At 67.6% G+C, this 21,802-nt stretch carries 24 protein-coding genes; 15 read left to right on the plus strand and 9 right to left on the minus strand.

Annotated elements, in window-relative coordinates; translation table 11 throughout:
- Positions 1 to 66 precede the first annotated feature (66 nt).
- The 5 genes from BM397_RS00815 to BM397_RS00835 form a co-directional block, all read right to left on the minus strand.
- Positions 67 to 921, minus strand: coding sequence for a ferredoxin--NADP reductase (locus BM397_RS00815; RefSeq protein ID WP_281241961.1), 855 nt, complete (start codon positions 919 to 921; stop codon positions 67 to 69).
- 77 nt (positions 922 to 998) lie between these two features.
- On the minus strand, positions 999 to 1,376 hold the full coding sequence (locus tag BM397_RS00820) for a DUF934 domain-containing protein (protein WP_092426513.1): 378 nt from the start codon (positions 1,374 to 1,376) through the stop codon (positions 999 to 1,001).
- Positions 1,373 to 2,164, minus strand: a complete 792-nt coding sequence (locus BM397_RS00825) for a phosphoadenylyl-sulfate reductase (protein WP_092426511.1) — start codon at positions 2,162 to 2,164, stop codon at positions 1,373 to 1,375. The genes BM397_RS00820 and BM397_RS00825 overlap by 4 nt, the downstream gene beginning before the upstream one ends.
- 4 nt (positions 2,165 to 2,168) lie before the next feature.
- A complete protein-coding gene (locus tag BM397_RS00830; RefSeq protein ID WP_092426509.1) occupies positions 2,169 to 3,839 on the minus strand; it encodes a nitrite/sulfite reductase in 1,671 nt (556 codons plus the stop codon).
- 49 nt (positions 3,840 to 3,888) lie between these two features.
- On the minus strand, positions 3,889 to 4,194 hold the full coding sequence (locus BM397_RS00835) for a DUF2849 domain-containing protein (RefSeq protein ID WP_092426507.1): 306 nt from the start codon (positions 4,192 to 4,194) through the stop codon (positions 3,889 to 3,891).
- A gap of 152 nt (positions 4,195 to 4,346) precedes the next feature.
- Here BM397_RS00835 and BM397_RS00840 point away from each other — a divergent pair, with 152 nt between their 5' ends.
- The 3 genes from BM397_RS00840 to BM397_RS00850 all read left to right on the plus strand — a co-directional run bounded on the left by BM397_RS00840 (position 4,347) and on the right by BM397_RS00850 (position 5,637).
- Positions 4,347 to 4,802: an Lrp/AsnC family transcriptional regulator gene (locus BM397_RS00840; RefSeq protein WP_092426505.1), complete on the plus strand. Its 456-nt coding sequence runs from the start codon at positions 4,347 to 4,349 to the stop codon at positions 4,800 to 4,802.
- Between the two features lie 10 nt (positions 4,803 to 4,812).
- On the plus strand, positions 4,813 to 5,124 hold the full coding sequence (locus BM397_RS00845) for an Rdx family protein (RefSeq protein WP_092426503.1): 312 nt from the start codon (positions 4,813 to 4,815) through the stop codon (positions 5,122 to 5,124).
- A gap of 87 nt (positions 5,125 to 5,211) precedes the next feature.
- Positions 5,212 to 5,637 carry an OsmC family protein gene (locus BM397_RS00850; RefSeq protein WP_092426500.1) on the plus strand — a complete coding sequence of 142 codons (426 nt, stop codon included), beginning with the start codon at positions 5,212 to 5,214 and terminating at the stop codon, positions 5,635 to 5,637.
- 331 nt (positions 5,638 to 5,968) lie between these two features.
- On the opposite strand, the gene BM397_RS00855 is transcribed toward BM397_RS00850, so the two are convergent.
- Positions 5,969 to 7,435, minus strand: a complete 1,467-nt coding sequence (locus BM397_RS00855; RefSeq protein WP_092426817.1) for a DEAD/DEAH box helicase — start codon at positions 7,433 to 7,435, stop codon at positions 5,969 to 5,971.
- A gap of 259 nt (positions 7,436 to 7,694) precedes the next feature.
- Positions 7,695 to 8,534, minus strand: a complete 840-nt coding sequence (locus BM397_RS00860) for an AAA family ATPase (RefSeq protein WP_092426815.1) — start codon at positions 8,532 to 8,534, stop codon at positions 7,695 to 7,697.
- A 269-nt stretch (positions 8,535 to 8,803) separates the two neighbouring features.
- On the opposite strand from BM397_RS00860, the gene dksA reads away from it, so the two are divergent.
- Positions 8,804 to 9,226: an RNA polymerase-binding protein DksA gene (gene dksA, locus BM397_RS00865; RefSeq protein WP_092426498.1), complete on the plus strand. Its 423-nt coding sequence runs from the start codon at positions 8,804 to 8,806 to the stop codon at positions 9,224 to 9,226.
- Between the two features lie 107 nt (positions 9,227 to 9,333).
- Positions 9,334 to 10,503, plus strand: a complete 1,170-nt coding sequence (locus BM397_RS00870) for an FAD-dependent monooxygenase (protein ID WP_092426496.1) — start codon at positions 9,334 to 9,336, stop codon at positions 10,501 to 10,503.
- A 4-nt stretch (positions 10,504 to 10,507) separates the two neighbouring features.
- Here BM397_RS00870 and BM397_RS00875 read toward each other — a convergent pair whose 3' ends face one another.
- Together BM397_RS00875 and BM397_RS00880 are read right to left on the minus strand one after the other, a co-directional pair.
- Positions 10,508 to 10,975: a CreA family protein gene (locus BM397_RS00875; RefSeq protein ID WP_092426494.1), complete on the minus strand. Its 468-nt coding sequence runs from the start codon at positions 10,973 to 10,975 to the stop codon at positions 10,508 to 10,510.
- A gap of 20 nt (positions 10,976 to 10,995) precedes the next feature.
- A complete protein-coding gene (locus BM397_RS00880) occupies positions 10,996 to 11,478 on the minus strand; it encodes a pyridoxamine 5'-phosphate oxidase family protein (RefSeq protein WP_245696117.1) in 483 nt (160 codons plus the stop codon).
- Between the two features lie 161 nt (positions 11,479 to 11,639).
- Here BM397_RS00880 and BM397_RS00885 point away from each other — a divergent pair, with 161 nt between their 5' ends.
- From BM397_RS00885 to BM397_RS00930, 10 genes are all read left to right on the plus strand, one after another.
- The gene (locus BM397_RS00885) at positions 11,640 to 12,803 is read left to right on the plus strand and encodes an isovaleryl-CoA dehydrogenase (RefSeq protein WP_092426491.1); all 1,164 of its coding nucleotides are present in this window, start codon (positions 11,640 to 11,642) and stop codon (positions 12,801 to 12,803) included.
- Positions 12,804 to 12,805: 2 nt separating this feature from the next.
- A complete protein-coding gene (locus tag BM397_RS00890) occupies positions 12,806 to 13,111 on the plus strand; it encodes a hypothetical protein (RefSeq protein ID WP_092426489.1) in 306 nt (101 codons plus the stop codon).
- Positions 13,108 to 14,682: an AMP-binding protein gene (locus tag BM397_RS00895; protein ID WP_425425947.1), complete on the plus strand. Its 1,575-nt coding sequence runs from the start codon at positions 13,108 to 13,110 to the stop codon at positions 14,680 to 14,682. The genes BM397_RS00890 and BM397_RS00895 overlap by 4 nt, the downstream gene beginning before the upstream one ends.
- Positions 14,679 to 16,283 carry a carboxyl transferase domain-containing protein gene (locus tag BM397_RS00900; protein ID WP_092426483.1) on the plus strand — a complete coding sequence of 535 codons (1,605 nt, stop codon included), beginning with the start codon at positions 14,679 to 14,681 and terminating at the stop codon, positions 16,281 to 16,283. Before BM397_RS00895 ends, BM397_RS00900 begins: the two co-directional genes overlap by 4 nt.
- Before the next feature lie 192 nt (positions 16,284 to 16,475).
- Positions 16,476 to 18,416, plus strand: a complete 1,941-nt coding sequence (locus BM397_RS00905) for an acetyl/propionyl/methylcrotonyl-CoA carboxylase subunit alpha (RefSeq protein ID WP_092426480.1) — start codon at positions 16,476 to 16,478, stop codon at positions 18,414 to 18,416.
- A complete protein-coding gene (locus BM397_RS00910) occupies positions 18,413 to 19,075 on the plus strand; it encodes a glutathione S-transferase family protein (RefSeq protein WP_092426477.1) in 663 nt (220 codons plus the stop codon). The genes BM397_RS00905 and BM397_RS00910 overlap by 4 nt, the downstream gene beginning before the upstream one ends.
- 76 nt (positions 19,076 to 19,151) lie before the next feature.
- Positions 19,152 to 20,006, plus strand: a complete 855-nt coding sequence (locus BM397_RS00915) for a hydroxymethylglutaryl-CoA lyase (protein WP_092426474.1) — start codon at positions 19,152 to 19,154, stop codon at positions 20,004 to 20,006.
- Positions 20,007 to 20,507, plus strand: coding sequence for a P-loop nucleotide/nucleoside kinase family protein (locus BM397_RS00920; protein WP_092426471.1), 501 nt, complete (start codon positions 20,007 to 20,009; stop codon positions 20,505 to 20,507).
- 1 nt (position 20,508) lies between these two features.
- On the plus strand, positions 20,509 to 21,300 hold the full coding sequence (locus BM397_RS00925; RefSeq protein WP_092426468.1) for a crotonase/enoyl-CoA hydratase family protein: 792 nt from the start codon (positions 20,509 to 20,511) through the stop codon (positions 21,298 to 21,300).
- 9 nt (positions 21,301 to 21,309) lie between these two features.
- Entirely contained in the window at positions 21,310 to 21,702 is a 393-nt protein-coding gene (locus tag BM397_RS00930; protein ID WP_092426466.1) for a hypothetical protein, read from the plus strand.
- Positions 21,703 to 21,802: the final 100 nt, after the last annotated feature.

The following is a 21,802-nucleotide window of genomic DNA, read 5'->3' on the forward strand; positions in this document are numbered from 1 at the left end:
AGCCAAAAGCCCCGGCGGTGCCGGGGCTTTTTCGTTGTCGCATCGCTGCCTGGGGCAGGGCGCTCCTCAGTCGAGGAAGGCCTTCTCCACCACGTAGTGCTTGGGATCCGAGTTGGCGCCCTCTTCGAGCCCGTAGTCCTCGAACATCTGCTTGAGCTCGAGGTTGAAGGCAAGGTTGCCGCAGATCATCGCGCGGTCGGTCTCGGGGTTCAGCGGCGCCACGCCGAGATCGGCAAAGGCCTCGCCCGAGCGCATCAGGTCGGTGATGCGGCCCATCTTCGGGCTCTCTTCGCGGGTGGTCGTCGGGTAGTACTTGATCTTTTTCCAGAACCCCTCGCCGATCAGCTCGTTCAGCAGCTCGTCGGTCTTCAGGCTCTCGATCAGCGCGGCGCCATACTCCAGCTCGCCTGCCTCGCGGCAGGTATGGGTGATGATCACCTCGTCGTAATCCTCGTAGGTCTGCGGCTCGCGCAGCAGCGAGGCGAAGGGCGCGAAGCCGGTGCCGGTGGCGAAGAACCACAGGCGCTTGCCGGGCAGCAGCGCGTCATGCACCAGCGTGCCGACTGGCTTGGGCCGCAGGATCAGCTCGTCGCCGGGCTGGATGTGCTGCAGCTTCGAGGTGAGCGGGCCGTCCTGCACCTTGATCGAGTAGAACTCCAGCTCCTCGTCCCAGGAGGGCGAGGCGATGGAATAGGCGCGCAGCAGCGGCTTCTGCTTGCCGGTCTTGGGGTCCGGATCGCCCATCAGGCCGATCATCACGAACTCGCCCGAACGGAAGCGCAGGCTGGCGGGGCGGGTGACGCGGAAGGAGAACAGCCGGTCGGTCCAGTGCTTCACGTAGGTGATCGTCTGGGCGTCGGGAAGCACCATCTTCTTCGGCGCATCGGCTTTCGCTGCGGTGGCTTCGTTCACGGGTTTCATCTCTGTCATGATGTCTCTCGCCGGCGCGGGGCCGGTCCCTTGGCTATATCTTCGATGCAGGTCAGGGGAAAGGCGTCTTAGCCGCGCACCCGCGACTGGTAGTCGTGCTTCTGCCAGTTGGCGCGGAATTTCCACTCGTCCTCGGGCTGGCGGGCGGCCAGTTCGTCGGAGATCTCGATCTCGTCAAAGCCCGAGCGGCGGGCCATGGCGTATTGGTCCGAGATCACGTGGCCTGCGGCGCGCAGCGTGCCGGTGTAGCCGCGAAGGCGCAACAGGCGTGCGAGGGTGAAACCGCGCCCGTCGGCGAAGCTGGGGAAGGCGATGCGTACGTGCACGGCATTGTGCGGCACTTCCAGCGAGGCCGGGTCGGTGTCGGAGGGCAGGTCCAGCACGGGGGCGTCCTGAGCTTCCCAGGTGTCGGGGCCGAAGCCCTCGTCGGTCACGATGACGGTCATTGGCTCTGTCCTTCTCTCACGGCCTGGCCATTCACGAAATGGATGCCGCATTCAACCTTGTCTTCGCCGCGCCAGCGTCCGGCGCGGGGGTCCTCTCCGGGCGCGACCTTGCTGGTGCAGGGCGCGCAGCCGATCGACGGGTAGCCCTGCGCCACCAGCGGGTGCCGGGGCAGGCGGTTCTCGTCCATGTAGGCGCCGATGTCCTCGGGCGCCCAATGCGCCATCGGGTTCACCTTGATGCGCCCGGTTTCCTCTTCGAGCTCGAAAAACTCGAGGCTTGCCCGGGTCTTCGACTGGTAACGCTTGCGTCCAGTGATCCAGCCGTCGAAGCCCCCAAGGGCCTGCTCCAGCGGGAAGGTCTTGCGCAGCGCGCAGCAAGCGTCCTGATCGGAAAAACGCAGTGCGCCGTAGGGGTCGCGGGACTGCAGCAGCGCCTCGTCGGTGCGGATGATCCGCACGTCCGACAGGCGCAGCCGCTCGGAGACCTCGAGCTGGTACTCGAGCGTCTCGGCGAACAGCAGCCGCGTGTCGATGAAGAGCACCGGAGTCGTCCGGTCCACCACCGCCACGAGGTGCAGCAGCGCCACCGATTCCGCCCCGAAGGACGAGACCATGGCGATGCGCCCCGCCTCGGGATCCCGCAGGGCCCCCTCCAGCACCGCGGTCGCGCCGTGGTGCCGGTAGCGCGCATTGAGCGCGTCGACCCGGGCGCGCAGCTCTGCCAGCTCGTCGGGCAGCAGAGCCTTCGCGCCTGTCTCGGGCGTGTTGGGAGGGAGTTGGAGGGTCATCGCCTCAGGCTGCCTCGGCGTTCTTCTTCTCGGTCTCGTAGAGCGCTTCCTTGAAGGGCGCCATGCCGAGCCGACGATAGGCCTGCAGGAAGGTCTCGTCGGCGCTCTCGCGGTTCGCGACGTAGGCATCGACCAGCCGCTCGATGGCGGGCACGATCTCCTCGTAGGAGAAGCCCGGACCGGTGCGCTCGCCGAGCGCGGCGGTCTCGGTGGCATCGCCGCCGAGGGTGATCTGGTAGGTCTCGACGCCGCCGCGATCCAGCCCGAGGATGCCGATATGGCCCACGTGGTGGTGGCCGCAGGCGTTGATGCAGCCCGAGATCTTGATCTTCAGATCGCCGATCTCATGCTCGGTTTTGAGCTCGTCGAAGCGCGTCGCGATCTGCGTGGCGATCGGGATCGAGCGGGCCGTGGCCAGCGCGCAGTAGTCCATGCCGGGGCAGGCGATAATGTCGGAGATCTTGCCGATGTTGGCGGTGGCAAGCCCGTGCGCCTTCAGGATCTGGTGCAGTTGCGGCAGGTCCGACTTGTGGACGTGCGGCAGGATCACGTTCTGCTCGTGCGAGATGCGCAGCTCGTCATGGCCGAAACGCTCGGCGAGATCGGCCAGCACGCGCATCTGGTCGGCAGAGGCGTCGCCCGGGGTCTGGCCATGTGCCTTCAGCGAGACCTGCACGATGGCATAGCCCGGCGCCTTGTGCTCGGCGAGGTTGGTGTCGGCCCAGGAGCGGAACACCGGATCGGCCTCGTAGCTCGCGGCAAAGTCATCCTCGGGCGCATTGCGGAAGGCGGGCGCGCCGAAGCTCTCCTTGATCTCGGCGAAGAGATCGAGGTCGGCGCCGTTGAAGGCCGCCTTGGTCTCGGCGAAGCGCTCGGTGACGAGGCGCTGGATTTCCTCGATGCCATGCTCATGCACGGTGATCTTGATACGCGCCTTGTACTTGTTGTCGCGGCGGCCGAGCAGGTTCCAGACCGAGACGGTGGCCTCGACGAAGGGCAGCAGGTCTTCCTGCGCCACGAAGTCCGACAGAACCTTGCCGATCATCGGGGTGCGGCCGAGGCCGCCACCGACGAGCACGCGGTAGCCCTGCTTGCCGCCTTGCTCGACGATCTCGATGCCGATGTCATGCGCCTTGATCACCGCACGGTCGTTCGGCGCGCCGGTGACGGCGATCTTGAACTTGCGCGGCAGGAACTGGAACTCGGGGTGGTCGGTCGACCACTGGCGCAGCAGCTCGGCCACCGGACGCGGGTCGGCGATCTCGTCGGCTGCGGCACCGGCGAAATGGTCCGCGGTCACGTTGCGGATGGTGTTGCCCGAGGTCTGGATGGCGTGCAGGTTCACCTCGGCCAGCGCGTCGAGCATGTCCGGCACATCCGAAAGCTTCGGCCAGTTGTACTGGATGTTCTGGCGGGTGGTGAAATGGCCGTAGCCCTTGTCCCACTTCTCGGCCAGCAGCGCGAGCTGGCGCATCTGCGCGCTCGACAGGGTGCCATAGGGGATCGCCACGCGCAGCATGTAGGCGTGCAGCTGCAGGTAGAGCCCGTTCATCAGGCGCAGCGGCTTGAACTCGTCTTCGGTGAGGTTGCCGGCGATGCGGCGCTCGACCTGGGCCCGGAACTGGCGGTTGCGTTCCTGGATGAAGGCGGTGTCGAACTCGGTATAGCGGTACATCTGGGTCTCCTGCGTCTGGCCTGGTCGCTGCGTGGGGAAGGGCGCCGGATCAGGCGTCGGCTTCGGCCTGCTTGCCGTGGAAATAGTTCGAGGGGCCGGTGCGGCGGAAATCCTCGCGGAAGTGGGTCGGCTCGGCGCCCTTGGCACCCAGCTTGACGTCCGCGAGGTAGACACCGACCGTCTCGGCGGGGCGCGCCTGCGCGTCCAGAAGGCGGATCTGCGCGATGGCCTCGTCGGTGATCACCTCGGCCTTGGAGAGATCGCGCACCCAGCTGTCATCGGCTGCGAGATAGATCACGTCGCCTTCGATCAGCGCGTTGGCGGTGACGACCTTGGGCGTGAAGGGCTTCGGCATCGGGATACACTCCGGGAGGGGGTTCGTTGCCGCTCAATATAGAATTTTGTCCCCCCTTGCGGCTAGGGGAGCCGAAATATAAGGACATGCGTTCCGTCCTGTGGTTAAGGATGGTGCAGACGTTCCAATGCAGGCGAAAGGGCGGAACAGCCATGTCTATCGACGAGACCGACCGGAAAATCCTTCTGGAACTGCAGGAGGACGCGGGTCGTTCGCTGGACGAGATCGCTCGTGCCGTCGGGTCGTCCAAGACCCCGGTGTGGAATCGCATCCGCAAGATGCGCGAGGCCGGGATCATCGGTCCGCAGGTGGTGATCCCCGATCCCGAGAAGCTGGGCTTCGAGGCCTGTTTCTTCGTGCTGATCCGCACGTCTGAGCACGAGGCCGGCTGGCAGGCGAAATTCCTCAAAGCCCTGCGCGAGCGGCCCGAGGTGATGGAGGCGCATCGCCTCGCGGGCGAGATCGACTACATCCTCAAGGTGCGGGTGAAGAATGCCCGCGCCTATGACGTCTTCTACCAGGCGCTCATCTCCGAGGTGAAGGTCTACAACGTGACGGCGCTGCTCTCGATGGAAGAGATCAAGAACACCAACGCGCTGCCGCTCTGAGGAGGGACCGATGACCGACACGCCCGAACCGCCGAAGCCGCAGGTCTCGATCACCTATTGCACCGGCTGCAACTGGCTCCTGCGTGCCGGATGGATGGCGCAGGAGCTGCTGCAGACCTTCGGGCAGGACCTTGGCGGGGTGACCTTGGTGCCCGGCTACGGCGGGGTCTACGAGATCTCGGTGGACGGTGTTCTGCTATGGGAGCGCAAGCGCGACGGCGGTTTTCCCGAGCCCAAGGTGATCAAGCAGCGCCTGCGCGACGTCATCGCCCCGGAGCGCGACCTTGGTCATAGCGACCGTCCGACCGGCGCCGCCCCATGAAGTTTTTCCGACAGGCGTGACCTTGCGCCGTGCTGTGCTAGGTTCGCGATCAGAGCCCCGCGCGGGCAGAAAGAGGAGACCCAAGAGATGATCAACAAGAGCGGATCGGCGAACTGGCAGGGCGGGCTGAAGGATGGGACGGGCACCGTCTCGACCGAGTCCGGCGTGCTGGACAAGCAGAACTACGGCTTCAACAAGCGCTTCGGCGACGAGGCGGGCACCAACCCCGAGGAGCTGATCGCCGCGGCCCATGCCAGCTGCTTCTCGATGGCGCTGAGCAATATCCTCGGCGACTATGACCTCAAGGCCGAGGACATCTCCACGGTCGCCACGGTGACGCTGGAGCAGGTCGATGGCGGCTTCGCGGTGACCAAGAGCCACCTCAAGATGACCGCCGTGATCCCCGGCGCCAGCGAGGAGACCTTCCTCGAGGCGGCGAACAAGGCCAAGGCCGGTTGCCCGATCTCCAAGCTGCTCAATGCCGAGATCACCATGGACGCGACCCTGGCCTGAACCGGCGCAGGACTGTCAGCATGTCGAAGGGCGCTTCCGGAAAAGGGGAGCGCCCTTTGCACATGGTCCGCGCACAGGGGCCCTCGCACATGGGGCGGCGCGCGGTGGCAGCGCTGCAAGGCGAGGGGCCAGCCCCTCGCGCTCCCCGGGATATTTGCGACATATGGAAGGAGGGCGGCGTCTGATCTTCCACATGGGCCAAATATCCCCGCCGGAGGCAGGCCGTTGCGCGCGGGCAGCGGCGGCGCGGGATAAGCGAACTGCGCATGAAAAAAGCCGCCCCGAGGGGCGGCTCTTTCGTGTCCGATTGTCGTGTCGGGCTGTACCGGCCTCAGCTGGCGCGGCGCTGCTCGAAGCTGAGGGCAATGAACTCGGGCATGTGATCGCCCATGCCCACCACGGTGTTCTCGCGCTCGCCCTTGCGGCCGCGGCCGCGCGGCTTGTCGGAGTGGCGCGGCGCGCGCTCGGGCTTTTCGGCAACCTCGGGCGCGGGCGCGGCGACGGGCGTTTCGGTGACGACCTCTGCCTTGGGTGCGGCGTCGGCCTTGGGGGTGGCATCGCTGCGCTCGGAGCGGCGCGAGCGCGAGCGGCTGCGCTTGACGGGCTTTTCCTCGTCCTGTTCGATCGGCGAGTCCGAGACCGGGGTGCCGCGGAGCGGCGGGTCGATGCGCGGGATTTCCTTCTGGATCAGCGCCTCGATGGCATCGAAGTTCTTTTCATCCTTCGGCACGACGATGGTGAAGGCCTTGCCCTGGCGCCCGGCGCGGCCGGTGCGGCCGATGCGGTGCACATAGTCTTCGGCGTGGCTGGGCACATCGAAGTTGAACACGTGGCTGACCGAGGGCACGTCGAGGCCGCGCGCGGCCACATCCGAGGCGATCAGCAGGCGGAGCGAGCCGTCGCGGAAGCCGTCGAGCGTCTTCATGCGCTGCGACTGGTCGAGGTCGCCGTGGATCGGCGCGGCGTTGTAGCCGTATTTCTTCAGCGACTTGGCGACGATGTCCACGTCGACCTTGCGGTTGCAGAAGATGATCGCGTTGGTGCAGGCATCGCCTTCCTTGTCGATCAGCGCACGCAGCACGTTGCGCTTCTCGGAGCCTTCGCGGTCCTTGCGCGACGCCTTGTAGAAGACCGCGCCCTGCTCGATGGTCTCGGAGGCGGTGGCCTGGCGCGCGACCTCGATCCGCTCGGGGGCCGAGAGGAAGGTGTTGGTGATGCGCTCGATCTCCGGGGCCATGGTGGCCGAGAAGAACAGTGTCTGACGGGTGAAGGGGGTCAGCGAGAAGATCCGCTCGATGTCAGGGATGAAGCCCATGTCGAGCATGCGGTCGGCCTCGTCGACCACCATGATCTGCACGCCGGTGAGCAGCAGCTTGCCGCGCTCGAAATGGTCCAGCAGGCGGCCCGGGGTGGCGATCAGCACGTCCACGCCCTTGTCGATCAGCTGCTCCTGCTCCTTGAACGAGACGCCGCCGATCAGCAGCGCCTTGGTCAGCTTCAGGTGCTTGGTGTAGACGTCGAAATTCTCGGCGACCTGCGCTGCGAGCTCGCGCGTCGGGCAGAGCACCAGGCTGCGCGGCATCCGTGCCCGGGCGCGGCCACGCGCCAGCAGGGTGATCATCGGCAGCGTGAAGGACGCGGTCTTGCCGGTGCCGGTCTGGGCGATGCCCAGCACGTCGCGGCCCTCGAGCGCGGGGGGGATGGCGCCGGCCTGGATCGGGGTGGGCGTCTCGTAGCCCGCCTCTTCGATGGCTTTCAGCACCTTGGGGTTCAGGTTCAGGTCGGTAAACTTGGTCATGTAGGTCCGATGCAATGCGGACTCTGAAACGTGGCCCGCGCGTCTGAGGAAGGGCCCGGATGGCCCGAAAAAGCCGCCCGAGGGCAGCCATGATGCGGGCTTGTACCGGAATCAGGCGGGAAAGGTCAATCTATAGGGAGTTTTGGCCGTAAAAACGGCAGTTTCGGCCGGTTCTGAGGCTCCGGGGACACGGAATCGTGACGTTTGAAGGGGCGGAACTGCATGAATCTTCCGCAGAGTCTTCGGCAGCGGCAGGGACTCAGCGCTGCCGCCGGGCCATGAAGGCCAGACGTTCGAAGAGATGCACGTCCTGCTCGTTCTTCAGCAGCGCGCCGTGCAGTTTCGGCAGCGCGTCGGCACCATCGCGCCGCAGGTCGGCGGCGTCGAGGTCCTCCGCCAGCAACAGCTTCAGCCAGTCCAGCACTTCGGAGGTCGAGGGCTTCTTCTTCAGCCCAGGCTGCTCGCGCAGCTCGTAGAACTGGGTCAGCGCCTCGGTGAGCAGGGCGGGCTTGATGCCCGGGTGGTGCACCTCGACGATGCGGCGCAGGGTCTCTTCGTCGGGGAAGCGGATGTAGTGGAAGAAGCAGCGGCGCAGGAAGGCGTCGGGCAGTTCCTTCTCGTTGTTCGAGGTGATGATGACGATCGGGCGCTGGCGGGCGCGGACGGTCTCGCCGGTCTCGTAGACGTGGAACTCCATGCGGTCGAGTTCCTGCAGCAGGTCGTTGGGAAACTCGATGTCGGCCTTGTCGATCTCGTCGATCAGCAGCACCACCTTGCCCGGGGCATCGAAGGCCTGCCAGAGCTTGCCGCGGCGGATGTAGTTGCCGACGTCGTGCACGCGCTCCTCGCCGAGCTGGCTGTCGCGCAGCCGGCTGACGGCGTCGTACTCGTAGAGCCCCTGCTGGGCGCGGGTGGTCGACTTGATCGACCATTCGATCATCGGCAGGCCGAGCGCCTGCGACACCTGCCGCGCCAGTTCGGTCTTGCCGGTGCCGGGCTCGCCCTTGACCAGAAGCGGGCGCTCGAGGGTGATCGCGGCGTTGACCGCCATGGTCAGATCCTCGGTGGCCACATAGGCCTCGGTCCCTTGGAAGTTCAGGATCTCGGGCTTGGTCATCGGGTCCTCCTCGCTGCGCTCCCTGAAGGGATAGAGGGCCGCAAAGCCCGCTTCAAGCGGGCTTTCAGGGCACTCGCGCAGGGCTCTGTCATGCGGTGGTTACAAAAGAGGCACCTGCCGAAGATTCGTTCGCAGCCTATCCCATTGTGTAGTGACATCGGGGGGTGGGTGGGATAACAGCAGCCTCGCAAGGGGTGCCGGTTCCGGTCAGGATTTCCTCGCCGGACACCGGTTTTGAAGAGGGAGCAGAAATGAAGCCCGAGACTTTTCTGCCCGACGATTACCGTCCGGCCGAAGACGAACCTTTCATGAACGAGCGTCAGACGGAGTACTTCCGCCGCAAGCTGCTCGCATGGAAAAACGACATTCTCGCCGAGAGCCGCGATACGATCGAGGCGCTGCAGGAAGCCACCCGGAACATTCCCGACGTGACAGACCGTGCCAGCGAAGAGACCGACCGCGCACTCGAATTGCGTACCCGCGACCGTCAGCGAAAGCTGGTGGCCAAGATCGACTCGGCGCTGCGCCGGATCGAGCAGGGCGAGTACGGCTATTGCGAAGTGACCGGGGAGCCGATCAGCCTCAAGCGGCTGGACGCGCGTCCGATCGCCACCATGAGCCTCGAGGCGCAGGAGCGTCACGAGCGCCGCGAGAAGGTGCATCGCGACGACTGAGCCCGGGGCGATCCGGCCAAGGCCGGGCCGCAAAGGCTTGACAAGACAGGACGCCGGGGCCATTGGCTCCGGCGTTTTCATTTTTCGCCTTTAGCGGGAGCGGCGGGGTGCCGGGCAAGTCAGTCACGATCATCGGAGGCGGCATCGGCGGCTTTGCCGCGGCGCTCGCGCTGCGTGCGCGTGGCTTCGAGGTGCGCGTGCTGGAGCAGGCCGAGGCGATCTCGGAGGTCGGCGCAGGGCTGCAGATCAGCCCCAATGGCCTGAGGGTGCTCGCAGCGCTCGGGCTGGCGGACGGTCTGCGCGCCGGGGCCTGCCGGGCGCAAGCGGTCTCGCTGCGCGACCACCGCCGGGGGACCGAGGTGCTGCGGCTCGATCTGGGTCGTCTGCCCGAGGGCGACGAATATCATTTCGTGCATCGTGCCGACCTGATCGGGCTGCTGTCGCAGGCGGCGCGAGATGCGGGGGTGCAGGTGCGGCTGTTGCAGAAGGTGGCTGCCGTGCACCCGGGCGCACCGGTGCGGCTGGAGATGGCCAACGGCGACTCCTGTTCGGCCGAGCTGGTGATCGGCGCCGACGGGCTGCACTCGGTGCTGCGCGGCGCGCTCAACGGCGTGATCGCGCCTTTCTTCACCGGGCAGGTCGCATGGCGGGCCGTGGTGCCCAATCTCGTCGGCCAGCCGCCGGAAGCGCGGGTTCACATGGGGCCGGGGCGGCATGTGGTGAGCTACCCGCTGCGCGGCGGTCAGATGGTCAACCTCGTTGCGGTCGAGGAGCGCCGCAACTGGACCGAGGAGGGCTGGTCGCATTTCGATGATCCGGCCAACCTGCGCGCGGCTTTCGCAGGTTTCGGAGGCGATGTGCCGCAGCTTCTGGCGGCGGTGGACCGTCCGGGTCTCTGGGGTCTGTTCCGCCACCCGGTGGCGCGGCGCTGGCATGGCGAGGGCGTCGCGATCCTCGGCGACGCGGCGCATCCCACGCTGCCCTTCATGGCGCAGGGTGCAAACATGGCGCTGGAGGATGCCTGGGTGCTGGCCGCCTGCCTGTCCTCCATCGATGACCGAGATGCCGCACTGGCGCGCTACCAGGAGCTGCGCCGCGCGCGCTGTGTGAAGGTGGTAGAGGCGGCCAACGGCAACGCCTGGAAATACCATCTGAAGAACCCGCTGGTGCGCGGCGTCGCGCATTTCGGCATGGGCATGCTCGGGCGCATGGCACCGGATCGCATGCTGGGGCAGTTCGACTGGATTTACGGCTACGACGCCACGCAGGTTGCCTGAGCGCTCAGTTCTCGGACCAGGTAACCTCTGTGCCGTAGAGCGGCACGGTCGACATCGACACTTTGGCAGAGCCTTCGGTCAGTTCGGCGGCATGCGCGAGGTAGATCAAGGTCTGGTTGCTCTCGTCGTAGATGCGTTTCACGCGCAGGGACTTGAGGATGATCGAGCGCGAGGTGCGGAACACATCTTCGCCGTCCTTGTCCCGGTCGATGTCGCCGATCACGATCGGTCCGGTCTGGCGGCAGGAGATCGAGGCGTTCGACGGATCCTCGAACCAGTTGCCCTTGGACAGCCGGTCGAGAATGCCGCGGTCGAAATAAGCGATGTGGCAGGTCACTCCCTGCACCTTGGGGTCGGCAATGGCGTCGATCTCGATGTCATTGCCGACCCAGTCCACGCCCACCTCGCCGACCTGCTCCGCGAGCGTCACCGAGGGCAGCAGGCACAGCAGGGCGAGGAGGGCGGGTTTCATGGCGAGTCTCCGGATGGCGATCAGAATACCACCCGACCATGCTCGCCCACGTCGGGCGTGTCATCCGTCATTTGCGCCTTGGCGATCTCGTAGAGGAAGCTGGCGCCGCCGTTGCTGACCCAGACCTCGCCCTCCTTGGGGGTCATCTTGACCAGCTGGACCGAGTCGTCGTCGCGCCCGTCCTTGAACCAGGCACCGGCCACGACGCTCCAGATCTCGTCGAGCTTCTTGTCGTCGTTCGTCAGCTCGGCGGTACCGAAGACGTTGGCATATAGATGCGCCTTGGGGTCGGCGATGTGGAAGCTCACCTCGCCGCCGCTCTTGGCGGCGCGGGCAGCCGCCGAGCCCTTGGCGGTGATGAACCAGATCGCGTTTTCCTCCTTGTCGGCGTGGGGCGCCATCGGCACCGGGCGCTCGCCGTCCGCCGCCAGCAGGCCGGCGCGCACGTCCTTCAGCTGTTTCCAGAAATCGTGCTTGAGGTCGGTCATGTGATCCTTGGGCATGTCGTCTCTCCTTTTCTGTCTGTCAGCGGCTCAACGCTCGCGCCGCCCGGCCGTTCCTCGCGGTCACGGCAGGGTGACATGCCTTTGCTGTTGACGTCCGGCGGGCTGCGCGCTTAGATATGAACAACTGTTCAATAACTGCCAGGGGAGGGGCGGTTTGGATGTTCAATGCGGTCATGACCTTTGATCTGGGTGAAGACGTAGGTGCGCTGCGCGAGATGGTGCATCGCTGGGCGCAGGAACGGGTCAAGCCGATGGCGGCGCAGGTCGACCGGGACAATGCGTTCCCCAACGAGCTGTGGCGCGAGATGGGTGAGCTCGGTCTCTTGGGCATCACCGTGCCTGAGGAGTTCGGCGGCGCGGGCATGGGCTATCTGGCGCATGTGGTGGCGGTCGAGGAGATCGCCCGCGCCTCTGCTTCGGTTTCGCTGTCCTACGGCGCGCACTCCAACCTCTGCGTCAATCAGATCAAGCTGAACGGCTCGCCTGAGCAAAAGGCGAAATACCTGCCCGGGCTGATTTCCGGCGAGCATGTCGGCGCGCTCGCGATGTCAGAGCCGAACGCGGGCTCCGACGTGGTCAGTATGAAGCTGCGCGCCGAGAAGAAGAACGACCGCTTCATCCTCAACGGCAACAAGTACTGGATCACCAACGGGCCGGACGCTGATACGCTGGTGGTTTACGCCAAGACCGACCCCGAGGCCGGGTCGAAGGGCATCACCGCCTTCCTCATCGAGAAGAGCATGACCGGTTTCTCGACCTCGCCGCATTTCGACAAGCTCGGGATGCGCGGCTCGAACACCGCCGAACTGATTTTCGACGACGTGGAAGTGCCCTTCGAGAACATCCTCGGCGAAGAGGGCAAGGGCGTGCGCGTGCTGATGTCGGGGCTCGACTACGAGCGCGTGGTGCTCGCGGGCATCGGCACCGGCATCATGGCCGCCTGCCTTGACGAGATCATGCCCTACATGGCCGAGCGCAAGCAGTTCGGCCAGCCGATCGGGAACTTCCAGCTCATGCAGGGCAAGATCGCCGACATGTACACGGCGATGAACTCGGCCCGTGCCTATGTCTACGAGGTCGCCAAGGCCTGCGACCGCGGCGATGTCACGCGTCAGGACGCCGCGGCCTGCTGCCTCTACGCCTCGGAACAGGCGATGGTGCAGGCGCATCAGGCGGTGCAGGCGATGGGCGGGGCGGGCTTCCTCGCGGATGCGCCGGTGGCGCGGCTGTTCCGAGATGCCAAGCTGATGGAGATCGGCGCGGGAACGTCGGAGATCCGCCGCATGCTGGTGGGCCGCGAGTTGATGAACGCGATGAGCTGAAGATGCTGTCCCGGTCGCTCTGGTATGCCCCCGCGCTGGCGCTTCTCGCGCTGGTGGCGCTGGCGGCCTACCGGGCCGGGATGCAGGCGGCGGAGCTGACGGAAACCGAGGCCATCGAGGCCGCCGCCACGCTCTATGTCGAGACCGGCCCGGAGGGGGCGGAGATAAGCGATTGCACGGGGCGCCCCGCGGAGGCGCCGGTCTGGATCGAGGTGACCTGCGCGCGGGAGGATCTGGCGCATGTCTACGAGATGGACCGGCTGGGGCGTATCCTTCACGCGCGGGTCAGGAGGGGGCCGCAGACATGAGACCTATGCTGCCCGAGGGCACCTACCACGACATGCGGGCGCGCTTTGACTGGCGTTTTCCGCAGCGGCTGAACATGGCGGCGCAGGTCTGCGACGACTGGGCAGGGCTGGAGCCCGAGCGGGTCGCTATTCTCGATCATGGACGCGGGCCCGTGACCTATGGCGCGCTGGCGTTGCTGTCGCGGCGGGTGCAGGCGGCGCTGGAGGCGCGCGGCGTGGCGCGCGGTGACCGGGTGGGCGTTCTGCTCTCGCAATCGCCGCTCTGCGCGGCGGCGCATATCGCCGCCTGGCGGATGGGGGCCATTTCCGTACCGCTGTTCAAACTCTTCCGCGAGGACGCGCTGCGCTCGCGCCTCGGCGACAGCGGGGCGAAGGTGGTGGTCACCGACGGCGAGGGGGCCGGGATGCTGGCGCCTTTCCATCTGGAGGTGATTTCCGAGCTGTCAGCGGAGCCCTCGGTCAGCCCGATCGCGGACACCGGCCCCGAGGACCCGGCGATCCTCATCTACACCAGTGGCACCACCGGCAAGCCCAAGGGTGCGCTGCACGGGCATCGGGTGCTCATGGGCCACCTGCCGGGTGTCGAGATGAGCCACGACCGTCTTGGCCAGCCGGGCGACGTGCTCTGGACCCCGGCGGACTGGGCGTGGATCGGCGGGCTCTTCGACGTGGCCATGCCTGCGCTGGCACTCGGTGTCCCCGTGGTGGCCGCGCGCATGGCCAAATTCGATGTTATGGAGTGCGCGAATATATGCGCGGAACACTCTGTGCGGAATGTGTTTTTTCCGCCTACGGCCTTGCGGATGCTCAAGGCGGCAGACACGCGCATTCCGAACCTGCGCTCGATGGCCAGCGGTGGCGAGCCGCTCGGCGCGGAGATGCTGGCCTGGGGCCGCGCGGCGTTCGGCCTCACGATCAACGAGTTCTACGGCCAGACCGAATGCAACATGGTGGCGAGCTCCGCGGGCTCTCTCTTCGATCCGCGCCCGGGCTGCATCGGCAAGCCGGTGCCCGGCCATGAGATCGCGGTGATCGACGATACGGGTGCACCCACGGACGCCGAAGGCGACGTCGCGATCCGTCGGGGCTCCGGATCTATGCTCTTGGAATACTGGAGAAACCCTCAGGCCACGGCCGAGAAGTTCCGCGGCGAGTGGCTGCTCACCGGTGATCGCGGCATCTGGGAAGACGACTATCTGCGCTTCCTCGGACGCGAGGATGATGTGATCTCCTCGGCCGGATATCGCATCGGCCCGGCGGAGATCGAGGATTGCCTTATTACCCATCCGGCGGTGCTGACCGTCGGCGTGGTCGGCAAGCCCGATCCGCTCCGCACCGAGATCGTCAAGGCCTACGTGGTCCTTAAGGATGGCGTCGAGGCGGATGCGGACACGTTGAAGTCTTGGGTGAAAGAAAGGTTGGCAACCTATTCCTGTCCAAGGGAAATATCATTTCTTGAGGCGCTGCCTATGACGGTCACCGGCAAGGTGATCCGCAAGGAGCTGAAGGCCCGTGCCACGGCTGAGGCCGAACATGAGGCAGAGCGCGCAAGGGTTCAGGAGGACACATGAAACTGCAGTCACAGGCCATACCGTCCTCTGAGACGTTCAAGGCCAACCGAGCAGGCCATCTCGAGGCGCTGCGGGTCATTGATGAGGCCGCCGCGCAGGCGGCCGCCGGCGGCGGGCAGCAAGCTCGCGAGCGCCATGTCTCGCGCGGCAAGATGCTGCCCCGCGAGCGCGTCGCCAACCTGCTCGATCCGGGCACGCCCTTCCTCGAGATCGGCGCCACCGCGGCGCACGGCATGTACGACGGCGCGGCGCCCTGCGCCGGGGTCATTGCCGGCATCGGCCGGGTCATGGGCCGCGAGGTCATGGTGGTCTGCAACGACGCCACGGTGAAGGGCGGCACCTACTACCCTCTGACCGTGAAAAAGCACCTGCGCGCTCAGGAGATCGCCGAAGAGAACCATCTGCCCTGCGTCTACCTCGTCGACAGCGGCGGGGCGAACCTGCCCAACCAGGATGAGGTCTTCCCCGACCGCGACCACTTCGGGCGCATCTTCTACAATCAGGCGCGGATGAGCGCCAAGAACATTCCGCAGATCGCGGTGGTGATGGGCTCCTGCACGGCGGGCGGCGCCTATGTGCCCGCCATGTCCGACGTGACGATCATCGTGAAGGAGCAGGGCACGATCTTCCTTGCAGGCCCGCCGCTGGTGAAGGCGGCGACGGGCGAGGTGGTGACGGCCGAAGACCTCGGCGGCGGCGACGTGCATACGCGGCTTTCGGGTGTGGCGGATTACCTCGCCGAGGATGACGCCCACGCGCTGGCGCTGGCGCGGCGCGCGGTGGGCGGGCTCAACCGGGTGAAACCGGCGGGAGTCGAATGGCAGTCGCCCGAGGCCCCGGCCTATGATCCCGAGGAGATCCTCGGCGTGGTGCCGGCCGATCTGCGCACCCCCTATGACATCCGCGAGGTCATCGCCCGGCTGGTCGACGGCTCGCGCTTCGACGAATTCAAACCGCGCTATGGCGAGACGCTGGTCACCGGCTTTGCTCATGTCGAGGGCTGCCCGGTGGGAATCATCGCCAACAACGGCGTGCTTTTCTCCGAGGCCGCGCAGAAGGGCGCGCATTTCGTCGAGCTCTGCTCGCAGCGCGGCATCCCGCTGGTCTTCCTGCAGAACATCACCGGCTTCATGGTCGGTCGGAAGTACGAGAACGAGGGCATCGCCCGGCATGGCGCCAAGATGGTCACCGCCGTGGCGACCACCAACGTGCCGAAGATCACAATGCTCGTCGGCGGATCCTTCGGGGCGGGCAACTACGGCATGGCGGGGCGGGCCTACCAGCCGCGCTTCCTCTGGAGCTGGCCCAACAGCCGTATCTCGGTGATGGGCGGCGCGCAGGCGGCGGGGGTGCTGGCGACGGTCAAGCGCGACGCCATCGAACGCGCGGGCGGCAGCTGGTCGGAGGCGGAAGAGACCGCTTTCAAGCAGCCGACCATCGACATGTTCGAGGAGCAGTCGCATCCGCTCTATGCCTCGGCCCGTCTCTGGGACGACGGCTGCGTCGATCCGCGCAAGTCGCGCGCCGTGCTGGCGCTGTCGCTGAGCGCGGCGCTGAACGCCCCGGTCGAGGAGACACGCTTCGGCGTGTTCCGCATGTGATGGGCGTCGTGCTGGAGACCTGCGGCGCTGTCCCCATGGGGCACGGGCCCGCAAGCTGGGAAGAAGGGGGCTCTGCCGCCGCGGACCATGGGTCCGCACGTCGGGAAGGAGGGGGCTCTGCCCCCGTCGCCTGCGGCGACACCCCCGGGATATTTTTACCATGTGGAAGCCGGGACGGGCTTGGAGGGCGCGATGTTTGACACTCTGCTGGTGGCCAACCGGGGCGAGATCGCCTGCCGGGTGATGCGCAGCGCGCGGGCGCTGGGGCTGCGGACCGTGGCAGTCTATTCCGAAGCGGACGCCGGCGCGCGGCACGTGGCGGAGGCCGATCTGGCCGTCTGCATCGGCGGCGCGGCGCCTTCGGAGAGCTACCTCAAGGGCGAGCGGATCATCGAGGCGGCGCTGGCGACCGGCGCAGGGGCGATCCATCCGGGCTACGGCTTCCTGTCGGAGAACCCGGAGTTCGTCGAGGCGGTGGAGGCGGCTGGGCTGATCTTCGTCGGGCCCTCGGCCTCGGCGATCCGCGCCATGGGTCTCAAGGATGCGGCCAAGCGGTTGATGGACGCGGCGGGTGTGCCGGTGGTGCCGGGATATCTCGGCGAGGATCAGGATCCGGCGCGGCTGGCGCGCGAGGCCGAGGCGATCGGCTACCCGGTGCTGATCAAGGCCGTCGCGGGCGGCGGCGGCAAGGGCATGCGGCTGGTCGAGACGGCGGCGGACTTCCCGGCGGCGCTCGAGGGGGCCAAGGCCGAGGCGCGCGGTGCCTTCGGCAACGAGGCGGTGCTGATCGAGAAGTTCATCACCGCGCCGAGGCACATCGAGGTGCAGGTGTTCGGCGATGGCGAGAGGGCCGTGCACCTTTTCGAACGCGACTGCTCGTTGCAGCGGCGGCACCAGAAGGTGATCGAGGAGGCGCCCGCGCCGGGCATGGGCGAGGAGATGCGCGCCGCGATGGGCGCGGCGGCGGTCCGTGCCGCCGAGGCCATCGGCTACAAGGGCGCGGGCACGGTGGAGTTCATCGTCGACGGCTCGAACGGGCTGCGGCCCGACGGGTTCTGGTTCATGGAGATGAACACCCGCCTGCAGGTCGAGCACCCGGTCACCGAGATGATCACCGGTGTCGACCTCGTCGAATGGCAGCTGCGCGTGGCGGGCGGCGAGCCGCTGCCGCTGGCGCAGGAGGAGCTGACGATCACCGGCCATGCCTTCGAGGCGCGGCTCTATGCCGAGGATGTGCCGGCGGGCTTCCTGCCCGCGACCGGGCGGCTGGCGCATCTGGAGTTTCCCGCGGATGTGCGGGCCGACAGCGGCGTGCGCTCGGGCGACGTGATCTCGCCGCACTACGATCCGATGATTGCCAAGCTGATCGTGCACGGGCCGACCCGCGCCGTGGCGCTGCGCCGGCTGGCGCAGGGGTTGCGGCATACGCGGGTGGCGGGCACGGTGACCAACCTCGGCTTCCTCGGCGCATTGGCGGAGCATGCGGGCTTTGCCGCGGGCGAGGTCGACACCGGGCTGATCGGCCGCGACCTGGGTGCGCTGGTCTCGGTGCCGGAGCTGGCGCCGCAGGTGGTGGCCGAGGCGGCGCTGGTGCTGGCGGGGCTCGACGGCACCGCGGGCTGGGAGGTGGGCTTCAGCCTCTGGGCGCCGCTCGCGCGCTCGGTGCTGCTGCGCCGGGGTGCTGCGGAGCTGCCCTGCGTGCTGCGGGTGAAGGGGCCGGACCTTGTCGAGATCGACGTGCCGGGGGCGACGGTGCTGGCGGCGCGCGCGCAGGGGCGCTGGGGCTTCGACGGGCGGCCCGCCGCCGGGCATTTCCGCGAGGACGGCCATGTCACGGTCTTTGCCCACCACGGGCTGCGCTTCGATCTCGTCGAGCCGCTGGACCGCGCCGCCGAGGCGGGTGCGGGCGGCAATCTCGTCGAGGCGCCGATGCCGGGCAAGGTGGTGGCGGTCTTTGCCGAGCCGGGGGCGCAGGTCGCCGCGGGCGACCGGCTGGCGCTGCTCGAGGCGATGAAGATGGAGCACACGCTGCGGGCCGCGCGCGACGGCATCGTCGCCGAGGTGCTGGTCGAGGCGGGTGCGCAGGTCGAGGCCGGCGCGGCGCTGATCCGGCTGGAGGAGGAGGAGGCATGATCCGGCTCCACCACGTGCCGCAGTCGCGCTCGATGCGGGTGCTGTGGCTGTTGGAGGAGCTGGGGCTGCCCTACGAGCTGGTCACGGAGACGTTCGACAGGTCGCTGCGACGCCAGGACTATCTGGCGCGCTCACCCGCGGGCCGGGTGCCGGCGCTGGAGATCGGCGGCGAGACCATGTTCGAGTCGGGCGCCATCCTGGAATACCTCTGCGAGCTCTACCCGGAGAAGGGATTTGGTCGGGCGCGGGGGGATGCCGAGCGGCGCGATTACCTCGTCTGGCTGCATTTCGCCGAGACCATGAGCCACCACTGCGCCGCGCTCACACAGCAGCACCTGATGCTGCGCGAGGACAGCATGCGCTCGCCGGTCATCATGCAGCTGGAGGCGGCGCGGCTAGGCAAGTGCTACGAGGCGATCGAGGCGCGGCTGGCGCAGAGCGGCGAGCACCTGCTGCAGGGGTTCTCGGCGGTGGACATCGCGGTCGGGCAGGCGGTCTATATCGGGCGGCACTTCCGCGCCACCGAGGGGCTGGCGCGGCTCGAGGCGTGGTACGGGCGGATCACCGCGCGGGAAGCCTTCCTGCGGTCATTGCCGGGCATGGACGCGATGCTCTACACGCAGGAGTTTTACCCGGCCTGGCCGATGCCGGAGGCCTGAGCGGCGTTGCGTCTCCGGCAGGCGCCGGGCCGTGCGTATTTGGAAAGAGAAGAAGCGGCGAGAGAGAGGCGGAACGATGGGCGAGTTTGTCGAGATTTTCGAGGTCGGGCCGCGGGACGGGCTGCAGAACGAGGCGCGGCTGATTCCGGCGGCCGAGAAGATCGCGCTGGTCGACTGCCTCAGCCGGGCCGGCTTCCGGCGCATCGAATGCGCCAGTTTCGTCAGTCCGAAATGGGTGCCGCAGATGGCGACCTCTGGCGAAGTCATGGCCGGGATCACCCGCGCGCCGGGCGTCTCCTACGCGGCGCTGACGCCGAACATGAAGGGGTTCGAGGCGGCGCTGGCGGCCAGGGTCGACGAGGTGGCGATCTTCGGGTCGGCCTCGGAGGGGTTCAGCCGCGCCAATATCAACGCCTCCATCGCCGAGAGCCTCGAGCGGTTCCGGCCGGTGGCCGAGGCGGCCCATGCGGCGGGCGTGCCGGTGCGGGGCTATGTCTCCTGCGTTGTCGAGTGCCCCTATGACGGGGCCGTGGCTCCCGAGCAGGTGGCGCGGGTGGTCCGGGCGCTGCACCACATGGGATGCTACGAGATCTCGCTCGGCGATACCATCGGCCGGGCGGTGCCGGAGGCCATCACCGCGATGCTCGGGGCGGTGACCGAGGTCGTGCCCGCGCGGCAGCTTGCCGGGCATTTCCACGACACCGGCGGGCGCGCGCTCGACAACGTCGAGGCGGCGCTGGCCATGGGGCTGCGCGTCTTCGATGCGGCGGTGGGCGGGCTTGGTGGCTGCCCCTATGCGCCGGGCGCGGCGGGAAATGTCGCGACGGAGGCAGTGGCGGACCGGCTGGCGGCACTCGGCTACGAGACCGGGCTCGATCGGGCGGTGCTGGACGAGGCGGCCGCCATGGCGCGAAAAATGCGGATGGGCTGAGTGGCGGTTCTGGTGATCCTCTCGGGCTTGCCGGCGGTCGGCAAGAGCGCCGTGGCACGGGCGCTGGCGGCGCGGAGCGGGGCGCTGTGGCTGCGTATCGATGCCATCGAGCAGGCGATGCGCGGCTCGCATATGGTGGCCGCCGATCTCGCCGATGGCGGTTACGCCGCAGCGCGGGCGGTGGCGCGGGGCGCGCTGGCGCAGGGCTTGGACGTGATTGCCGACTGCGTGAACCCCTGGCCGCTGACCCGCGCAGGCTGGGAAAAGGCGGGCGTGGGTCACCGGGTGCTGCGTGTGGAGCTCTGCTGCTCGGATCCGGTGGAGCACCGCCGGCGGGTCGAGACGCGCGAAGCGGACATCGAGGGGCTTGCCCTGCCGGATTGGGCGGCGGTGCAGGCGCGGGACTACCGGCCCTGGCCGGAGGCGGAGCTGCGCATCGACATGGCGATGCAGGGGATCGAGGAGGCCGCGGCGCGGATCGCGGCGGCGATGGAGGGATGAGATGGCATTGATCGAGACGCGCGTCGATGCGCGCGGCGTGGCGGAGCTGGTGCTCAACCGCCCCGAGAAGCACAACGCGCTGTCGGCGCAGATGATGACCGAGCTGGTCACTGCGGCCGATGCGCTGGCCGCGGACGAGAGCGTCCGCGTGGTGGTCCTCGCGGCCGAGGGGACGAGCTTCTGCGCCGGGGGCGACCTGGCGTGGATGCGAGAGCAGTTCGAGATGGATGGCGAGACACGCCGCCGCGAGTCGCGGCGCATCGCCGAGGCGCTCAGCGCGCTGGCGGCGCTGCCGCAGCCGCTGATTGGCAGGGTGCAGGGCAACGCCTTTGGCGGTGGCATGGGGCTGATCTCGGTCTGCGACGTGGTCGTGGGCGTCGAGGGCGCGAAATTCGGCTTCACCGAGACCCGGCTCGGCCTGCTGCCCGCCAATATCGGCCCCTATGTGATCGCCCGCATGGGCGGAACGAAGGCGCGGGCGGTCTTCATGAGCGCGCGTCTCTTTGGCGCGGAGGAGGCGCAATCGCTCGAGCTGCTGAACAGGGTCGTCGCGCCGGAGGCGCTGGATGCGGCAGTGGCCGCGGAAGTGGCTCCCTATCTCACATGTGCGCCGGGTGCGGTGCGCGAGAGCAAGGCGCTGCTGAACGCGCTGGCGGGGCAGGTGACGCCGGCGCAGGTGGACATGGCGATCGACGCGCTGGCCGCGCGCTGGGAGACCTCAGAGGCGCAGGAGGGCATCGCCGCCTTCTTCGACAAGCGTCCGGCGCCCTGGGCCGATCCGAAACCTGAGTAGGCGCGGGTGATGGCGGTGCAGCTGGCCCATCTCTACGTCACGCTGTGCCTTGCGCGCCTCTTTTTTCACGTGGCGCTTATACTCGGCGCGCCGCTGGCGCGGTGGGCGCCGGGCGGCGGGCCGGACGGCGGGGTGGAGGGCAAGGCGGGTGCCGGTCCCAAGGCGCTGTCGGCGCTCGCCATTCTCGTCCTGCTGATACAGGCATCGGCGATGCTGGTGGTGGCCGGGTTCCCGGGAACCGAGGGGCTCGCCTACAGCGGGATGGCGATCTGGATCGCCGTCGGGTTGCCGGTGGCTGAGCTGGGGCTCGGCCTGCCTTCCCGCGCGGAAGCCGACAAGTGGCTCTGGCGGCCTCTCGATCTCGTGATGGCGGCGCTTTCTTTGGCAGTCTTAAGTGCCTGAGTCTGCGGGTCCGCGCAGAATGTATGCAACGGTCGACAGAAAAAATGTCGAAACATCAGGGAATACCCTGCGGAATGTGGGGTATCTCATTGATGTGAAG

It is taken from the genome of Alloyangia pacifica (assembly GCF_900116195.1).
GTDB classification, from domain to species: domain Bacteria; phylum Pseudomonadota; class Alphaproteobacteria; order Rhodobacterales; family Rhodobacteraceae; genus Salipiger; species Salipiger pacificus.

Coding starts and splice junctions, on each gene's coding strand:
- BM397_RS00820 (WP_092426513.1), bottom strand. CDS start 1,376: ATGACCGTCATCGTGACCGACGAGGGCTTCGGCCCCGACACCTGGGAA.
- BM397_RS00855 (WP_092426817.1), bottom strand. CDS start 7,435: ATGACCAAGTTTACCGACCTGAACCTGAACCCCAAGGTGCTGAAAGCC.
- BM397_RS00840 (WP_092426505.1), top strand. CDS start 4,347: ATGTCTATCGACGAGACCGACCGGAAAATCCTTCTGGAACTGCAGGAG.
- BM397_RS00880 (WP_245696117.1), bottom strand. CDS start 11,478: ATGCCCAAGGATCACATGACCGACCTCAAGCACGATTTCTGGAAACAG.
- BM397_RS00925 (WP_092426468.1), top strand. CDS start 20,509: ATGGCATTGATCGAGACGCGCGTCGATGCGCGCGGCGTGGCGGAGCTG.
- BM397_RS00845 (WP_092426503.1), top strand. CDS start 4,813: ATGACCGACACGCCCGAACCGCCGAAGCCGCAGGTCTCGATCACCTAT.
- BM397_RS00830 (WP_092426509.1), bottom strand. CDS start 3,839: ATGTACCGCTATACCGAGTTCGACACCGCCTTCATCCAGGAACGCAAC.
- BM397_RS00905 (WP_092426480.1), top strand. CDS start 16,476: ATGTTTGACACTCTGCTGGTGGCCAACCGGGGCGAGATCGCCTGCCGG.
- BM397_RS00850 (WP_092426500.1), top strand. CDS start 5,212: ATGATCAACAAGAGCGGATCGGCGAACTGGCAGGGCGGGCTGAAGGAT.
- BM397_RS00890 (WP_092426489.1), top strand. CDS start 12,806: ATGCTGTCCCGGTCGCTCTGGTATGCCCCCGCGCTGGCGCTTCTCGCG.
- BM397_RS00885 (WP_092426491.1), top strand. CDS start 11,640: ATGTTCAATGCGGTCATGACCTTTGATCTGGGTGAAGACGTAGGTGCG.
- BM397_RS00895 (WP_425425947.1), top strand. CDS start 13,108: ATGAGACCTATGCTGCCCGAGGGCACCTACCACGACATGCGGGCGCGC.
- BM397_RS00815 (WP_281241961.1), bottom strand. CDS start 921: ATGAAACCCGTGAACGAAGCCACCGCAGCGAAAGCCGATGCGCCGAAG.
- BM397_RS00910 (WP_092426477.1), top strand. CDS start 18,413: ATGATCCGGCTCCACCACGTGCCGCAGTCGCGCTCGATGCGGGTGCTG.
- BM397_RS00915 (WP_092426474.1), top strand. CDS start 19,152: ATGGGCGAGTTTGTCGAGATTTTCGAGGTCGGGCCGCGGGACGGGCTG.
- dksA (WP_092426498.1), top strand. CDS start 8,804: ATGAAGCCCGAGACTTTTCTGCCCGACGATTACCGTCCGGCCGAAGAC.
- BM397_RS00825 (WP_092426511.1), bottom strand. CDS start 2,164: ATGACCCTCCAACTCCCTCCCAACACGCCCGAGACAGGCGCGAAGGCT.
- BM397_RS00930 (WP_092426466.1), top strand. CDS start 21,310: ATGGCGGTGCAGCTGGCCCATCTCTACGTCACGCTGTGCCTTGCGCGC.
- BM397_RS00875 (WP_092426494.1), bottom strand. CDS start 10,975: ATGAAACCCGCCCTCCTCGCCCTGCTGTGCCTGCTGCCCTCGGTGACG.
- BM397_RS00835 (WP_092426507.1), bottom strand. CDS start 4,194: ATGCCGAAGCCCTTCACGCCCAAGGTCGTCACCGCCAACGCGCTGATC.
- BM397_RS00900 (WP_092426483.1), top strand. CDS start 14,679: ATGAAACTGCAGTCACAGGCCATACCGTCCTCTGAGACGTTCAAGGCC.